The following is a 12,365-nucleotide window of genomic DNA, read 5'->3' on the forward strand; positions in this document are numbered from 1 at the left end:
CGATCGTGCGGCGAGCGCGTGGCGGTGGGCCGCACGATGACACGTTGGCGGCATCGAGGGCAGGCCCGATCGGGCTGCCCGCCGGCGCCGCGCGGGCTACGCTCCGGTGAAAGGAGGTCCTCGTGGCGGAGCCGACCATGATCCACTCGGTGGTGCGAGCCCTGCGGCTGCTCGACGAGGTGGCCGAGTCGGATGTGCCGGTCACCGCCAAGCAGCTCGCGAGCCGGACCGGCACGCCGCTGCCGACCGTCTACCACCTGCTCCGCACGCTCGTGCACGAGGACTACCTGGCTCGCACCGCCGCGGGGTACGTGATCGGCGACCACGTCGACCGGCTCCGCGGTACGAAGGTGGGTGGTCTGCGCACCGACCGGGCCCACGAGATCCTGAGCGGACTGCACGCCGACCTCGGCGCCGCGGCCTATCTGTCCGTGCTCGTGGACGGCGAGATCCAGCTGCGGGACATCGTCGACAGCCCGACCGCGCCACGTGCGGACCTGTGGGTGGGCTTCCACGATGCCGCCCACGCCACCGCGCTCGGCAAGGCGGTGCTCTCGGTGCTGCCCGACGACGCGCGCCGCGACTACATCGAGTCCCACTCACTCGAGGACCTCACGCCGCGTACGCTCACCGACCGGCGCGCGCTGCTGCGCCAGCTCGGCACGCAGTCGCGGTTCCGGCTGGACCGCGAGGAGTACTCGCTCGGCACCGTCTGCATCGCCGCGCCGGTGCCGTCGGCGCGGACGATGGCTGCCGTCGCGGTGTCGGTGCCCGCGCACCGCGGCGCCGACGTGCTCGCCCGTGCCGCGCGGCTGACCCGCGCCGCCACGCTGATCGCGCTGAGCACCGACGAGGGCGCTATCACCATCTGAAATAGCGCACGTTGCCACCCGCGATGCGCGGGATGAGGCTGGTTGTCCAGAGGGGAACGACCAGCCAATGGAGGCAACATGTCGACGACCACACCTGCGCCGGCGGTGCAGGAGCTCAGCACCGAGACCCGCCTCGGCCTCTACGCCTCGATGGTGCTCGTGCGCACCTTCGAGGAAGCGATCCTGCGTGAGTACCACGCAGACAAGGGACCGGGCTTCGACATCGGGAAGGGTCTCGTCCCCGGCGAGATGCACCTGGCGGCCGGGCAGGAGCCGGTCTCCGCCGGCGTCTGCGCCCACCTCACCGCCGACGACGCGGTGACGGCCACGCACCGCCCGCACCACTTCGCGATCGCCCACGGGATGGCGCTGCGCCCCATGGCCGCGGAGATCTTCGGCCGGACCACCGGGCTCGGCCGCGGGCGAGGCGGGCACATGCACCTGTTCGACCCGGACACCCACTTCTCCTGCTCCGGGATCATCGCCGAGGGCTACCCGCCGGCGCTCGGCATGGCTTTCGCGTTCCGAAGCCGCGGCACCGACGCGATCGCGGTCGCCGTCACCGGGGAGGGCGCCGCGAACCAGGGTGCCTTCCACGAGTCCCTGAACCTCGCGGCGCTGTGGAACCTGCCCGTCGTGTTCGTCGTCGAGGACAACGACTGGGGCATCTCGGTGCCGCGCTCGGCGTCCACGTCGATCCCGAACAACGCCGACCGGGCCGCCGCGTACGGCATGCCCGGGCACCGGGTCGAGGGCAACGACGTCGAGGCCGTCCACGAGGCGGCCGGGCGTGCCGTGGCGCGGGCCCGTGCCGGGAGCGGGCCGAGCCTGATCGAGGTGCACACCCTGCGGATGTGGGGCCACTTCGAGGGCGACGCCCAGGGCTACCGGCCCGATCTCGCCGACGTCGCCAGCCATGACCCGATCCCCGCGTACGAGGACCGGCTCAGGTCCGCGCACGTGCTGGACGACGCCACCGTCGCCCGGGTCCGCGCGCAGGCGAGCGCGCAGGTCGAGGACGCCATCACCTTCGCCAAGGACAGCCCCGAGCCGGACCCCGCCGACGCGGCCCTGTACGTGTTCGCCGAGGAGGCGCAGTCATGACTCTCACCGACACCGAGCAGGCACCGCAGGCCAAGGGCGGGCGGCGGCTGAGCACCTCCAAGGCGATGGTCGAGGCCATCGCACAGGAGATGGAACGCGACGAGTCCGTGTTCTACCTCGGTGAGGACGTCGGCGCGTACGGGGGCATCTTCTCCTCGACCACCGGCCTGCTGGAGCAGTTCGGCCCGAAGCGGATCATCGACACCCCGATCTCGGAGACCGGGTTCATCGGGCTCGCCGTCGGGGCCGCGACGGAGGGAATGCGGCCGATCGCCGAGCTCATGTTCGCCGACTTCATGGGCGTGTGCCTGGACCAGATCTACAACCACATGGCCAAGATCGGCTACTTCTCCGGAGGCCGCGTGAAGGTCCCGATGGTGCTCACCACGGCCGTCGGCGGCGGCTACTCCGACGGTGGGCAGCACTCCCAGACACTGTGGGGCACGTTCGCCCACCTGCCGGGGATGAAGGTGGTCGTCCCGTCCAACCCGGCGGACGCGAAGGGCTTGATGACCTCCGCCATCCGCGACGACTCACCCGTGGTCTACATGTTCCACAAGGGCATCATGGGCCTGCCCTGGATGGCCAAGAACCGGCGGTCCATCGACCTGGTTCCCGAGGGTGAGTACACGGTGCCGATCGGGAAGGCCGCCGTCGCGCGGGCCGGCACCGACGTCACCGTGGTCACCCTCTCGCTCTCGGTGCACCACGTGCTCGACGTCGCGGACACGCTCGCCGGCGAGGGCATCGACGTGGAGGTCCTCGACCTGCGCTCGGTGGTCCCGCTGGACCGGGAGGCGATCCTGGCGTCCGTGGCCAAGACCCGCCGGCTCGTCGTCGTGGACGAGGACTACCTCTCGTTCGGACTGTCCGGGGAGGTCGTGGCCGGGGTGGTCGAGGCCGACCCGACGCTGCTCACCGCGGTTCGGCGGGTGGCCGTCCCGGACGTACCGATCCCGTACGCCCGATCCCTTGAGTACGCCGTCCTGCCCCGCCACGACCGGATCGAGGCGGCCATCCGGAGCGTGCTCCCATGACCGACGTCGTCTTTCCCGTCCTGGACCAGACCAAGCCCGAGACCGAGGGGGTGCTGGCCACCTGGTTCGTCGCCGACGGCGACACCGTGGCCTCCGGTCAACTGCTCGGCGAGGTCCAGGTGGACAAGGTCGACGCCGAGGTGACCGCCCCCGTCGCGGGCACCGTCAGCCTGCTCGTGTCCGAGGACGAGGCCGTCGTCCAGGGCGCGCCCATCGCGCGCATCGAGTAGGAACAGGCCACGGGGCGCCGGGAATCCATCCGAAGGACCCGGCGCCCCGTGCTCCATCGTCCAGGCCCGACGGCGGAGGTGCTTCGGGTGCGCCGCCGACCGTGGACGTCGTCGTCCGCGCGGGAGAAAACGTCTTGTCCCGGTGCTCCGCGGGCACCTAACGTGCCGCGGGTGGAACCGAACGCATCGACCGAGATCCGCCGCGAGCGACCGGGCGAGCGGGACGCCGTCGGGCACGTCATCCGGGCCGCCTTCGGCGGCGAGGGCGAGCGGGTCGCCGCCCTCGAGAGCGCGTTGCGTTCGAGGACGTGCGGGCGTGACGCTCTCGCGTTCGTCGCGGAGGCAGCCGGCGACGTCGTCGGGCAGGTGCTGATCACCCGGTCCTGGCTGGACGCACCACGAGAGCTCGTGGAGGTCGGCGTGCTGAGCCCGCTGTCGGTCGCGCCGTCGCACCAGGGGCGACGGGTCGGGACGGCCCTGGTGCGGGCGGCGCTCGCGGCGGCGGCGGATCTCGGGCTGCCGGCGGTCTTCCTCGAGGGCGATCCCGGGTACTACCCGCGGCTCGGGTTCGTCCCGGGTGCCGCCCGCGGCTTCACGGCGCCCTCGGTGCGGATCCCGCCGGCAGCGTTCCAGGTGGTGACGCTGCCGGCGTACCGGGACTGGATGACCGGGGCGCTCGTGTACGCGGACGTGTTCTGGGAGCACGACTGCGTCGGCCTGCGCGGCTGACGAGATGTCAGGCCGGCCAGTGCGCCACGAGGTGCTCGGCCACCCGGAACGCGTTCGCCATGATCGTCAGCGTCGGGTTCACGGAGCCGTTCGTGGGATGCAGCGAGGAGTCGCAGACGACCACCCGGCGCGCCCCGTGCAGGCGACCGTAGGGATCGGTCGCGGACGTCTGCGGCGAGGTGCCCATCCGTGCGGTGCCGCACGAGTGCTCGCCGGCCGCCGACGCCGTGGCGGTCCCGACCAGCCGGCGCACGCCCGCCGCGCCGGCCGCGCTCAGCCACGTCGCACCCTCGCGGGCCATGCCGTCGTCGATCTCCAGCGAGGCCGGGTGGACGTCCTTGCGCAGGATCGCGCCGGGGCGTCCCCACCGGTCCCGGACCCGGGGGCTCAGGCCCACCCGGGACGTCGCGACCGGGATCTCCTGGCCCATCCCGAACACCCCGAACACATGCGCCCGGCCGGTCCGCATCCACTCCTTGTGACCGGCACCCCACGCGGGCACGCCCTCCGCGGGCGAGCCCGCGGAGGTCAGCGGCAGCAGGCTCATCAGGTCCACGAGGACGCCGCCACCCCACGGGACGGTGGCCGCGTGCACGTGGTCGAGGGTGGCGATGCTGTGGCCGGGGCCGACGTACGGCTTGACCGGCTCGTCGACCGTGCCGAGGATGCTCACGAACCGGTGGTCGTGCAGGTGCCGACCGAGCTGGTCGTTGCCGAGGCCCGAGGCGAGCAGCAGCCGGGGCGTCTCCACCGCGCCCGCGGAGACGACCACCACGTCCGCGGCAACGTCCAGCGCCACCGGCGCCGGTCCCGATGCGCCGACCATCACGGTGACCCCGGCAGCGCCGTGGCCGTCGCGGACCTCGACGACCTCGGCGTCCTGGAGCAGGTCGCAGCGTCCGGTGGCGAGCGCGAGCGGGATGACCGTGTTGTGCGCCCCGTTCTTCGCGTCGACGGGACAGGCGTGGCCCACGCACTGCGCGCACCGCACGCAGGCCGGGCGGCCGGCGTGCGGGACGCTGTTCAGGGCGAGCGGGATCGGTCCCCAGCCCCACCCGAGGTCCTCCGCTGCGCGCGCAAGGAGTTCGCGAGCGGGCTCGGTGCCCATGGCCGGCATCGGGTAGCCGCCCGAGCGCGGCGTCCGCGCGGTGAGTGAGCCCTCGGCGCCGCTGACGCCCAGCTCGGCCTCGGCCCGCGCGTAGTAGGGCTCCAGCTCGGCGTAGTCCACCGGCCAGTCCGCCAGACTCGCGCCCTCGGGATTGCCGTAGACCTGCCGCATCCGGAAGTCCTCCGGCAGGAACCGCCACGCCATGCCCTGCCAGACCCGGGTGCCGCCGCCGAGGACATCGGCGTTCAGCCCGTACAAGCCGGCGTCGGTCGCCGCGTCGACCTCGATCGGCCCGGCGGCGGTATCCAGTTCCCGCGGGTACCCGGGACCGGGCCCGACCGTCGGGGAGTACACGGCGTTCCGCTTGCCGCGCAGGTGATCGCCGCGCAGCTCGGCGTTGCGACGGGCCGGCGCCCGCTCGACGAGCAGGACGTGCCGGCCCGCCGCGGTGAGCACCCGGGCGGCGGTACCACCGCCCGGACCGCTGCCGACCACGATGGCGTCGTACCGCCGTCGGACCTCGTCGATGCGGACCGAGGCGGGAGCCTCCGGCTCGACCGGCACCACCCCGGGCGGTACTGCCCGGAAGCCGACCATCGCGAGCCCCGCGGGCGAGCGGCCCGCCGTCGCCGCGTAGTACCCCTCCCAGCACAGCCGCCGGAGCAGGGCGAAGCCCGGCGCCAGGGCCGGGTCGGCCTGCGCTGCCGCCAGCCCTTCGTCCTGGTCCGCGGGCGGCAGCGCCGCGAACCCCGTGGCGCCGCGGGACCGGGCGAGGGCGTCGAGACCCGTGGCGAGATCGGCGAGGACCGCGCGGGCCGGCTCCTCGACGAACGGCGAGGCGAGGTGCTCTCGGACGCCACCGGCCCAGCCGCCCGGCCAGTCGTCGGCCGGGATGACCCGGTCGACGGCCGCCCTCAGAGCGTCACTTCCCGGCAAGGGAACCCCCGATGCCACCGACGCTGAAGTACTTGTTCAGCACCCCGAACACGATGATCGGCGGCAGCATCATGACCACCGCGACGGCCATCACCAGGCCCCAGTTCGTCGAGTTCTGCTGGAAGAAGGTCTGCACCCCGATCGGGAGCGTGTAGTTGTAGTCCGACCGCAGGAACACCGTGGCGATCAGGTAGTCGTTCCAGCTCAGCAGGAACGCGAAGATCGCCGTGGACAGCACCCCGGGCAGGGAGTTGCGCAGCACGATCCGGACGAACCCGCCGAACACGCTGACCCCGTCCATCCAGCCAGCCTCCTCCAGGCTGATCGGGATCGAGTCGTAGTAGGCCGCCATCATCCAGATCGCCACGGACATCGTCGAGCCGACGTAGACGATGGTCACCCCGGTCAGGCTGTCCACCAGATTGAGTCGCGCGAACAGGATGAACAGCGGGATGACCGCGGTCACGATCGGCAGCGACTGGATCACGAACAGCAGCAACGAGTACCCCGAGACCAGCTTGCTCCGGCCCCGGGAGAGCACGTACCCGGCCGGGGCCGCGACGGACACCGCGATCACCACGGTGATCAGCGTGACCACCATGCTGTTCTGCAGCCAGAGCAGCACGTTCGTCCCGGCGAACACGTTCGCGAAGTTCTCGAACGTGAACGGGGCGGTGACCGCGCTGCCCAGGGCTGGTTGCAGGGACAGGTACACCACGGCGACGATCGGCACGATCGTGATCGCGGTGACCACGAGCAGCACCGTGAAGCGCCACCAGCGCCCGCGGAGTTCGGCCTCGGTGGCCGTGGGGCGGCGCGAGGCCGCCTTCGGCGAGGTCCGGGGGAGGGTTGCAGCGCTCATTCGATGTCCACCTTCTTCACGCTTCGATACAGCACGACAGAGATCACCACGAGCACGACCGTCATCAGGAAGGCGATCGCGACGCCGGGCCCGGTCTCGAAGTCGAGGAACACCGTGCGATAGGCCTGCACCACCAACGTCTGAGTGGCATTCACCGGGCCACCGCCGGTCAGCAGGAAGACGGTGGGGAAGTCGTTGACACAGAAGATCGTCATCAGGATCCAGCTGATGAACGTCGACTTCGCGGTCAGCGGCAGGGTCATGGTGCGCAGCAGCTGGGCGCCGCTGGCACCGTCCACCCGGGCCGCCTCGTACACGTTGTTGTCCACCGCGGCCAGCGCGGCGCCCATCATCATCATCATGAACGGGAAGCTGATCCAGACCTTGAAGACGCACACGGTGATCTGGGCCAGCAGCGGGTTCGCGAGGAAGAGCACGCGGCCGAAGCCGAGCGCGTCGGCCAGGATCGGCAACGGGCTCTGCGGGGTGGCCACGAGCCAGTTCCAGGACGTGGCCGAGACCACCACCGGGACCACCCACGGGAGCAGCAGGAGCACCTTGAACAGGCCGCCGGCCGGGATCCGGCGGCGGAGCAGGAGGGCGAGCCCCATCCCCATCGCCCAGCTGCCGAACACCCCGACGAGCGTGAACACCAGGGTGAACCGGGCCGCCTGCCAGAACACCGGGTCGGACAGGACGGTCTGATAGTTCGCCAGGCCGACGAAGTCCCCGGCGGAGATCAGGTCCCCGTCCCGCACGGACTGGACGCCGGCGTAGAGCACCGGGTAGGCGTTCAGCAGCAGGACCAGGAGGATCGAGGGTAGGACCAGCGCGAGCATGGTCACGTTGCGCGGGCTCAGGACGCGCTTGGGGCGCGTGCCCGGCGGGCGGCCGGCGCCGGCGACGCCGACTCCCGAGCGCGCGCGGCGCAGCGACTGCGCCACGGAATCGGTTGACATGCAACTCCTTCGTTGACAGGTGCGGTGTGCGGCGGGGGCCGTGCCGGCGGTGCGGCGCCGGCACGGCCCCGGTTCGGCTCAGCCCTCGAGGGCCTGTTGCAGCGTGGTCAGCGCGTCCACGGCGGTGGCCCCTCCGGACAGGATCTGCTGCGTGAAGGTCCCCATCGCCGGAGTCCCGTCGACGTCGGTGACGCCGAGGAACAGCGCGTCCGAACCGGGTGCACCCCAGGTCCGCGAGATCGGCTGCCACTCCTCGATGATCTTGACCGCGTTCACGTCGGACTGGAACTCCGGGGTGTCCGCGATCGACCTCAGCGGGGGCAGCCCGATCCCGGTGTGCTCGGTCCAGAGCGGCGCCATGTTCTGGTAGTAGTACGTCAGGAAGGCCTCCGAGCCCTCCTGGCTCGGGGTGTTCGTGTACATCATGATGTTGTTCGGGAAGTAGAGGGCGCCGAAGTCGCCGTGCGGGCCGACGAGCGGGCTGTTGACCGCGAGTTCCGCTGCGACGTCGCCGCCGACGTTCGCTGCGAGCCCGGCACCGTCCCAGCCCATGGCGAACCGGCGGTCCTTCCACTGGGTCTGAACGTTGTCGCTGGTGTAGGTGACCGAACCCGGGTCCACGTAGCCCTTGGCGACCATCTCGAGGACGAACTCCATCGCCTCGATGTTGGCGTCGGTGACGCAGTCCGGCTCCTGGTCCGCGTTGAACAGGCCGCCGCCGTTGTTGATCATGAAGCTGGTCATGATGTGGCTGCCGGTGAAGCTGCCCGAACCCGCACCGACGCCGAAGCTGTAGGCGCCGATGCCCTTGAGTGCCTCGCTCACCTCGAGGTAGCTCGGCCAGTCGGTGGGCGGCTCGACGCCCGCCTGCTCCAGGAGCGTGGTGTTGTACCACTGCACCCGCATGTCGAGGTTGTACGGGACGGCCGCGTAGCCGCCCTCGACCTTCATCGCGTCGATGAGGCCGGGCAGGAAGTCGTCATAGAGGCCGTTGGACTTCCAGCTCTCGAGGAGGTCGTCGGCGTAGGCGATCTTGCCCTGCGACTCGAACAGGAACGCCTGGGTGCCACCACCCGAGCTGACGGCGGGGCCGGTGTTCGAGGCGACGGCCGAGGAGAAGGTCTGGGTGAAGTTCGCCCACTGGATCTCCTGGTAGACGGCGGAGGGCAGGCCGTCCGCCGGCTCGTAGGCCTCGGTGATCTCCTTGTCGCTGGGGTTGAACTCGGTACCGCCCCAGGGCATGTTCCAGAACTTCAGGGTGTCGCCGCCACCGCCGCCGGAGCCACCGCCACCGGAGCACGCGGCGAGGGCGGAGACGGCGGCCGTACCGCCGGCAACGCCGAGGAATCCACGGCGGCTCAGTGCCGCCTTCGAAGCACGCATTGACATGTCGGGTCCTTTCTTGCGGCGGCGTCATCGCCTGCCGCTTGTTCATCCTTGAACGTGCGGACCACCCTCGGCGTGGAGGGTGCCTGGTTGTCTAGCCGTCCTCCTTCCCGGTCCGGTGTGGATGGTCGGTGGTGGGCCAGGGTGCCGTGCTGCCCCGGGCCACGAGGCGGGTGGCGAGCTCCTCGCGAGGCGTGTGGCCGTCACCGACGACGGTGTCGGCACCGCCGCGCACCCGCAGCAGCATCCGCAGCGCGGCCGCTCCCATCTCGGCGACCGGCTGGCGGATCGTGGTCAGTTGGGGTGAGGTCCACCGAGCCTCCGGGGCGTCGTCGTAACCGATCACGGACATGTCACCGGGAACGCGGACGCCGAGTCGCCGGGCAGCCTCCAGGGCGCCGAGCGCCATGTTGTCCGAGCACGCGAACACGGCACTCGGGCGGTCCGGGCGGTCCAGGAGCGTCATGGCCGCGGCCAGCGCGCCCGCGTAGGACCAGTCCGCGTGCACCACGTCGGCATCCCGGACCTCGAGCCCGTGCTCGCGCAGCGCCGAGCCGAAGCCGTCCACACGCGCGCGGCCGTACAGGTGGTCCGGGGCACCGGCGATCACGCCCAGGTGCCGGTGTCCCAGCTCGAGCAGGTGCCGGGCGGCGGCCCGGCCCCCGGCCCAGTTGCCGGCGCCCACGCTCGGGACCGCCGCCGGAGGCTCCGACCGCGGGTCGAGGATCACGACGGGGATCCGGGCCACGTCGAGGGCGGCGTACTGCTCCGGGGTCGGCTCGACCAGGGCCAGCACCGCCCCGCTCGAGCGCCGTGCGACCAGGCGCGCGGCCCAGTCCCGATCCGCTGCCGGCCGGGCGACGGTCACGACGACGTCCAGCCCGACGAGGTTCGCAGCGAACTCCACGCCGGACAGGGCCCGGTTCGCCCAGGTGCCCTCGACACCGCTGATGACCAGGTCGATGAGACCGCTCTCATCGTCCGCGCGAGCAGCCCCGTGTGCGCGCCGGCTCCGGTACCCGGTCTCGGCCACGGCGGCCAGGACCCGGGCGCGGGTGGCGGCCGAGACGTCGGTCCGGCCGTTGAGGACCTTCGACGCCGTCGGCACGGTCACGCCGGCGCGCTCGGCGACCTGGGCGAGGGTGACGGTGGGCACGATCGGGAGGTTAACAGTTGCGCAACGTATTGCCTAGGGGTTGACCCTTGATGGCGGGAAATAGACGTGACATGCTTCCGTGAGTCGAAGTGGATCCCAGAAGTTGCGCAAGTTTCCGCCGCTCGACGCCGACCGGCACACCACATGTAAGGACACGGAATACCCATGGCAGACAGATCGGCCCTCATCGTCCGCGGCGGCTGGGACGGCCACCAGCCCGTCGAGACCACGGATTCGGTCATCCCGTTCCTCGAGGCTGAGGGCTTCACTGTCCGGGTCGAGGAGTCCACCGCCGTCTACGCGGACGCGTCCTACCTCGGCGGCGTCGACCTCATCGTGCAGACGAACACCATGACCACGATCGAGCCGGAGGAGCTCGCCGGCCTGATCGGCGCGGTCCGTGCCGGCACCGGGTTGGCCGGGTGGCACGGCGGGATCGCGGACTCCTACCGCAACAGCGCCGACTACCTCCACCTCGTCGGGGGCCAGTTCGCCCACCACCCGCCCAGGGCGCCCAAGGAGCAGCTGCCGGGGGAGCAGTCGGACAACTATCTGCCGTACACGATCTCGATCGTGCCGGACCGCGCCGACCATCCGATCGTCGCCGGTCTCAGCGACTTCGACCTGGACACCGAGCAGTACTGGGTCCTGTCCGACGACTACAACGACGTGCTCGCGACCACCACGCTGGCAGCGCGGGACTTCGACCCGTGGCACCGGCCGGTCACCACTCCCGCGGTCTGGACCCGGGAGTGGGGCGCGGGCCGGGTGTTCGTGTGCACCGCCGGCCACCGCCTCGAAATCCTCGACGATCCGAACGTGCGCACCATCGTGGAGCGGGGGTTGCTGTGGGCGAGCCGCTGAACGTCGCCATGATCGGGGTCGGCAACATCTCCGGCCAGTACTTCGAGGCGCTGCGCCGGCTGCCGGGCTTGCGTCTGAGCGCGGTCGCCGACCTGGATGCCGGCCGCGCCAGGGCGGTCGCGGCCGAGCACGAGGTGCGCGCGGCGTCCGTGGACGAACTGCTGGCCGACGGCGCAGTGGACGCGGTCCTGAACCTCACCGTCCCGGCGGCGCACGCAGAGGTCGCGCTGCGCGCGCTCACGGCCGGCAAGCACGTCTACGGCGAGAAGCCGCTGGCCCTGTCGGTGGCGCAGGCGCGACCGGTGCTCGAGGCGGCTGCCGAGCGCGGCCTGCGGGTCGGCTGTGCGCCGGACACGGTGCTCGGCACCGGCATCCAGACCGCGCGGCAGGTCCTAGACACCGGCGGCATCGGCGACCCGGTCGGGGCGCACGTGCACTGGAGCGCGCCCGGGCACGAGCGCTGGCACCCGGCCCCGCACTTCTACTACCAGCCCGGCGCCGGGCCGCTGTTCGACATGGGCCCGTACTACCTGACCAGCCTGGTCACCCTCCTCGGGCCCGTGGTCAGGGTCTCGGGCACGGCGATGGCGTCCACGCGGGAGCGGTCCGTCGCCACCGGCCCGCTGGCCGGTTCCGCGATCGACGTCGACGTGGCCACGCACGTCTCGGCGCTCCTGGAGCACGCGAACGGCGTCACCTCGACGGTGACCGTCAGCTTCGAGGTCTGGGCCACCCGGAACCCGCTGTTCGAGGTGTACGGGACCGCCGGGACCATCGCGGTCCCGGACCCGAACCGGTTCTCCGAGCCGGTCGAGGTGTACACGACCGCGACACCGCAGTGGACGCAGGTACCGGTGGCCGCCGGCTATGCCGACGCGGGCCGCGGCTACGGGCTGGCGGACCTGGCCCGGGCGGTCGAGACCGATCGTCCGCACCGCGCCGGCGGCGACCTCGCGCTGCACGTGCTGGACATCATGGAGTCCGTGCTGCTGGCAGCGGACTCCCAGCGGGTGGTGACGCTCGGCACCACCGTGGCCCGGCCGGAACCGGTGCCGGCCGGGGTGGCTCCGGACACCTGGTAGTCACCGGCAGCAGCGGAACCGAGCGTGGATCGCGACACGC

The 12,365-nt window shown here is 71.6% G+C and carries 12 protein-coding genes; 7 read left to right on the forward strand and 5 right to left on the reverse strand.

Annotated elements, in window-relative coordinates; all coding sequences use genetic code 11:
- Positions 1 to 122: 122 nt before the first annotated feature.
- From GKS42_RS09575 to GKS42_RS09595, 5 genes are all read left to right on the forward strand, one after another.
- A complete protein-coding gene (locus GKS42_RS09575; protein ID WP_210769344.1) occupies positions 123 to 872 on the forward strand; it encodes an IclR family transcriptional regulator in 750 nt (249 codons plus the stop codon).
- Between the two features lie 78 nt (positions 873 to 950).
- Positions 951 to 1,976, forward strand: a complete 1,026-nt coding sequence (locus GKS42_RS09580) for a thiamine pyrophosphate-dependent dehydrogenase E1 component subunit alpha (protein ID WP_154793617.1) — start codon at positions 951 to 953, stop codon at positions 1,974 to 1,976.
- Positions 1,973 to 3,013, forward strand: a complete 1,041-nt coding sequence (locus tag GKS42_RS09585; protein ID WP_154793618.1) for an alpha-ketoacid dehydrogenase subunit beta — start codon at positions 1,973 to 1,975, stop codon at positions 3,011 to 3,013. Before GKS42_RS09580 ends, GKS42_RS09585 begins: the two co-directional genes overlap by 4 nt.
- Positions 3,010 to 3,243 carry a biotin/lipoyl-containing protein gene (locus GKS42_RS09590; RefSeq protein WP_154793619.1) on the forward strand — a complete coding sequence of 78 codons (234 nt, stop codon included), beginning with the start codon at positions 3,010 to 3,012 and terminating at the stop codon, positions 3,241 to 3,243. The genes GKS42_RS09585 and GKS42_RS09590 overlap by 4 nt, the downstream gene beginning before the upstream one ends.
- 171 nt (positions 3,244 to 3,414) lie before the next feature.
- Positions 3,415 to 3,972, forward strand: coding sequence for a GNAT family N-acetyltransferase (locus tag GKS42_RS09595; RefSeq protein WP_154793620.1), 558 nt, complete (start codon positions 3,415 to 3,417; stop codon positions 3,970 to 3,972).
- A gap of 7 nt (positions 3,973 to 3,979) precedes the next feature.
- On the opposite strand, the gene GKS42_RS09600 is transcribed toward GKS42_RS09595, so the two are convergent.
- The 5 genes from GKS42_RS09600 to GKS42_RS09620 all read right to left on the reverse strand — a co-directional run bounded on the left by GKS42_RS09600 (position 3,980) and on the right by GKS42_RS09620 (position 10,379).
- Entirely contained in the window at positions 3,980 to 6,016 is a 2,037-nt protein-coding gene (locus tag GKS42_RS09600; RefSeq protein ID WP_168217796.1) for a GMC family oxidoreductase, read from the reverse strand.
- Positions 6,003 to 6,878, reverse strand: a complete 876-nt coding sequence (locus tag GKS42_RS09605) for a carbohydrate ABC transporter permease (protein WP_154793622.1) — start codon at positions 6,876 to 6,878, stop codon at positions 6,003 to 6,005. The genes GKS42_RS09600 and GKS42_RS09605 overlap by 14 nt, the downstream gene beginning before the upstream one ends.
- Positions 6,875 to 7,837: a carbohydrate ABC transporter permease gene (locus GKS42_RS26780; RefSeq protein ID WP_154793623.1), complete on the reverse strand. Its 963-nt coding sequence runs from the start codon at positions 7,835 to 7,837 to the stop codon at positions 6,875 to 6,877. The genes GKS42_RS09605 and GKS42_RS26780 overlap by 4 nt, the downstream gene beginning before the upstream one ends.
- A gap of 78 nt (positions 7,838 to 7,915) precedes the next feature.
- Positions 7,916 to 9,226 (reverse strand): ABC transporter substrate-binding protein, encoded by a 1,311-nt coding sequence (locus GKS42_RS09615; RefSeq protein ID WP_232847996.1) that lies wholly within the window; start codon positions 9,224 to 9,226, stop codon positions 7,916 to 7,918.
- A gap of 91 nt (positions 9,227 to 9,317) precedes the next feature.
- On the reverse strand, positions 9,318 to 10,379 hold the full coding sequence (locus GKS42_RS09620; RefSeq protein ID WP_210769345.1) for a LacI family DNA-binding transcriptional regulator: 1,062 nt from the start codon (positions 10,377 to 10,379) through the stop codon (positions 9,318 to 9,320).
- 165 nt (positions 10,380 to 10,544) lie between these two features.
- Between GKS42_RS09620 and GKS42_RS09625 the strand changes: the two genes are divergently transcribed.
- Both GKS42_RS09625 and GKS42_RS09630 read left to right on the forward strand, forming a co-directional pair.
- Positions 10,545 to 11,243 carry a ThuA domain-containing protein gene (locus GKS42_RS09625; RefSeq protein WP_154793625.1) on the forward strand — a complete coding sequence of 233 codons (699 nt, stop codon included), beginning with the start codon at positions 10,545 to 10,547 and terminating at the stop codon, positions 11,241 to 11,243.
- Positions 11,228 to 12,325 carry a Gfo/Idh/MocA family protein gene (locus GKS42_RS09630; RefSeq protein WP_154793626.1) on the forward strand — a complete coding sequence of 366 codons (1,098 nt, stop codon included), beginning with the start codon at positions 11,228 to 11,230 and terminating at the stop codon, positions 12,323 to 12,325. The genes GKS42_RS09625 and GKS42_RS09630 overlap by 16 nt, the downstream gene beginning before the upstream one ends.
- Positions 12,326 to 12,365: the final 40 nt, after the last annotated feature.

It is taken from the genome of Occultella kanbiaonis (genome assembly GCF_009708215.1).
GTDB classification, from domain to species: Bacteria; Actinomycetota; Actinomycetes; order Actinomycetales; family Beutenbergiaceae; genus Occultella; species Occultella kanbiaonis.

Bases quoted from the DNA above. Each gene is read 5' to 3' on its own strand.
- GKS42_RS09580 (WP_154793617.1), top strand. From the start codon at position 951: ATGTCGACGACCACACCTGCGCCGGCGGTGCAGGAGCTCAGCACCGAG.
- GKS42_RS09585 (WP_154793618.1), top strand. From the start codon at position 1,973: ATGACTCTCACCGACACCGAGCAGGCACCGCAGGCCAAGGGCGGGCGG.
- GKS42_RS09590 (WP_154793619.1), top strand. From the start codon at position 3,010: ATGACCGACGTCGTCTTTCCCGTCCTGGACCAGACCAAGCCCGAGACC.
- GKS42_RS09605 (WP_154793622.1), bottom strand. From the start codon at position 6,878: ATGAGCGCTGCAACCCTCCCCCGGACCTCGCCGAAGGCGGCCTCGCGC.
- GKS42_RS26780 (WP_154793623.1), bottom strand. From the start codon at position 7,837: ATGTCAACCGATTCCGTGGCGCAGTCGCTGCGCCGCGCGCGCTCGGGA.
- GKS42_RS09615 (WP_232847996.1), bottom strand. From the start codon at position 9,226: ATGTCAATGCGTGCTTCGAAGGCGGCACTGAGCCGCCGTGGATTCCTC.
- GKS42_RS09625 (WP_154793625.1), top strand. From the start codon at position 10,545: ATGGCAGACAGATCGGCCCTCATCGTCCGCGGCGGCTGGGACGGCCAC.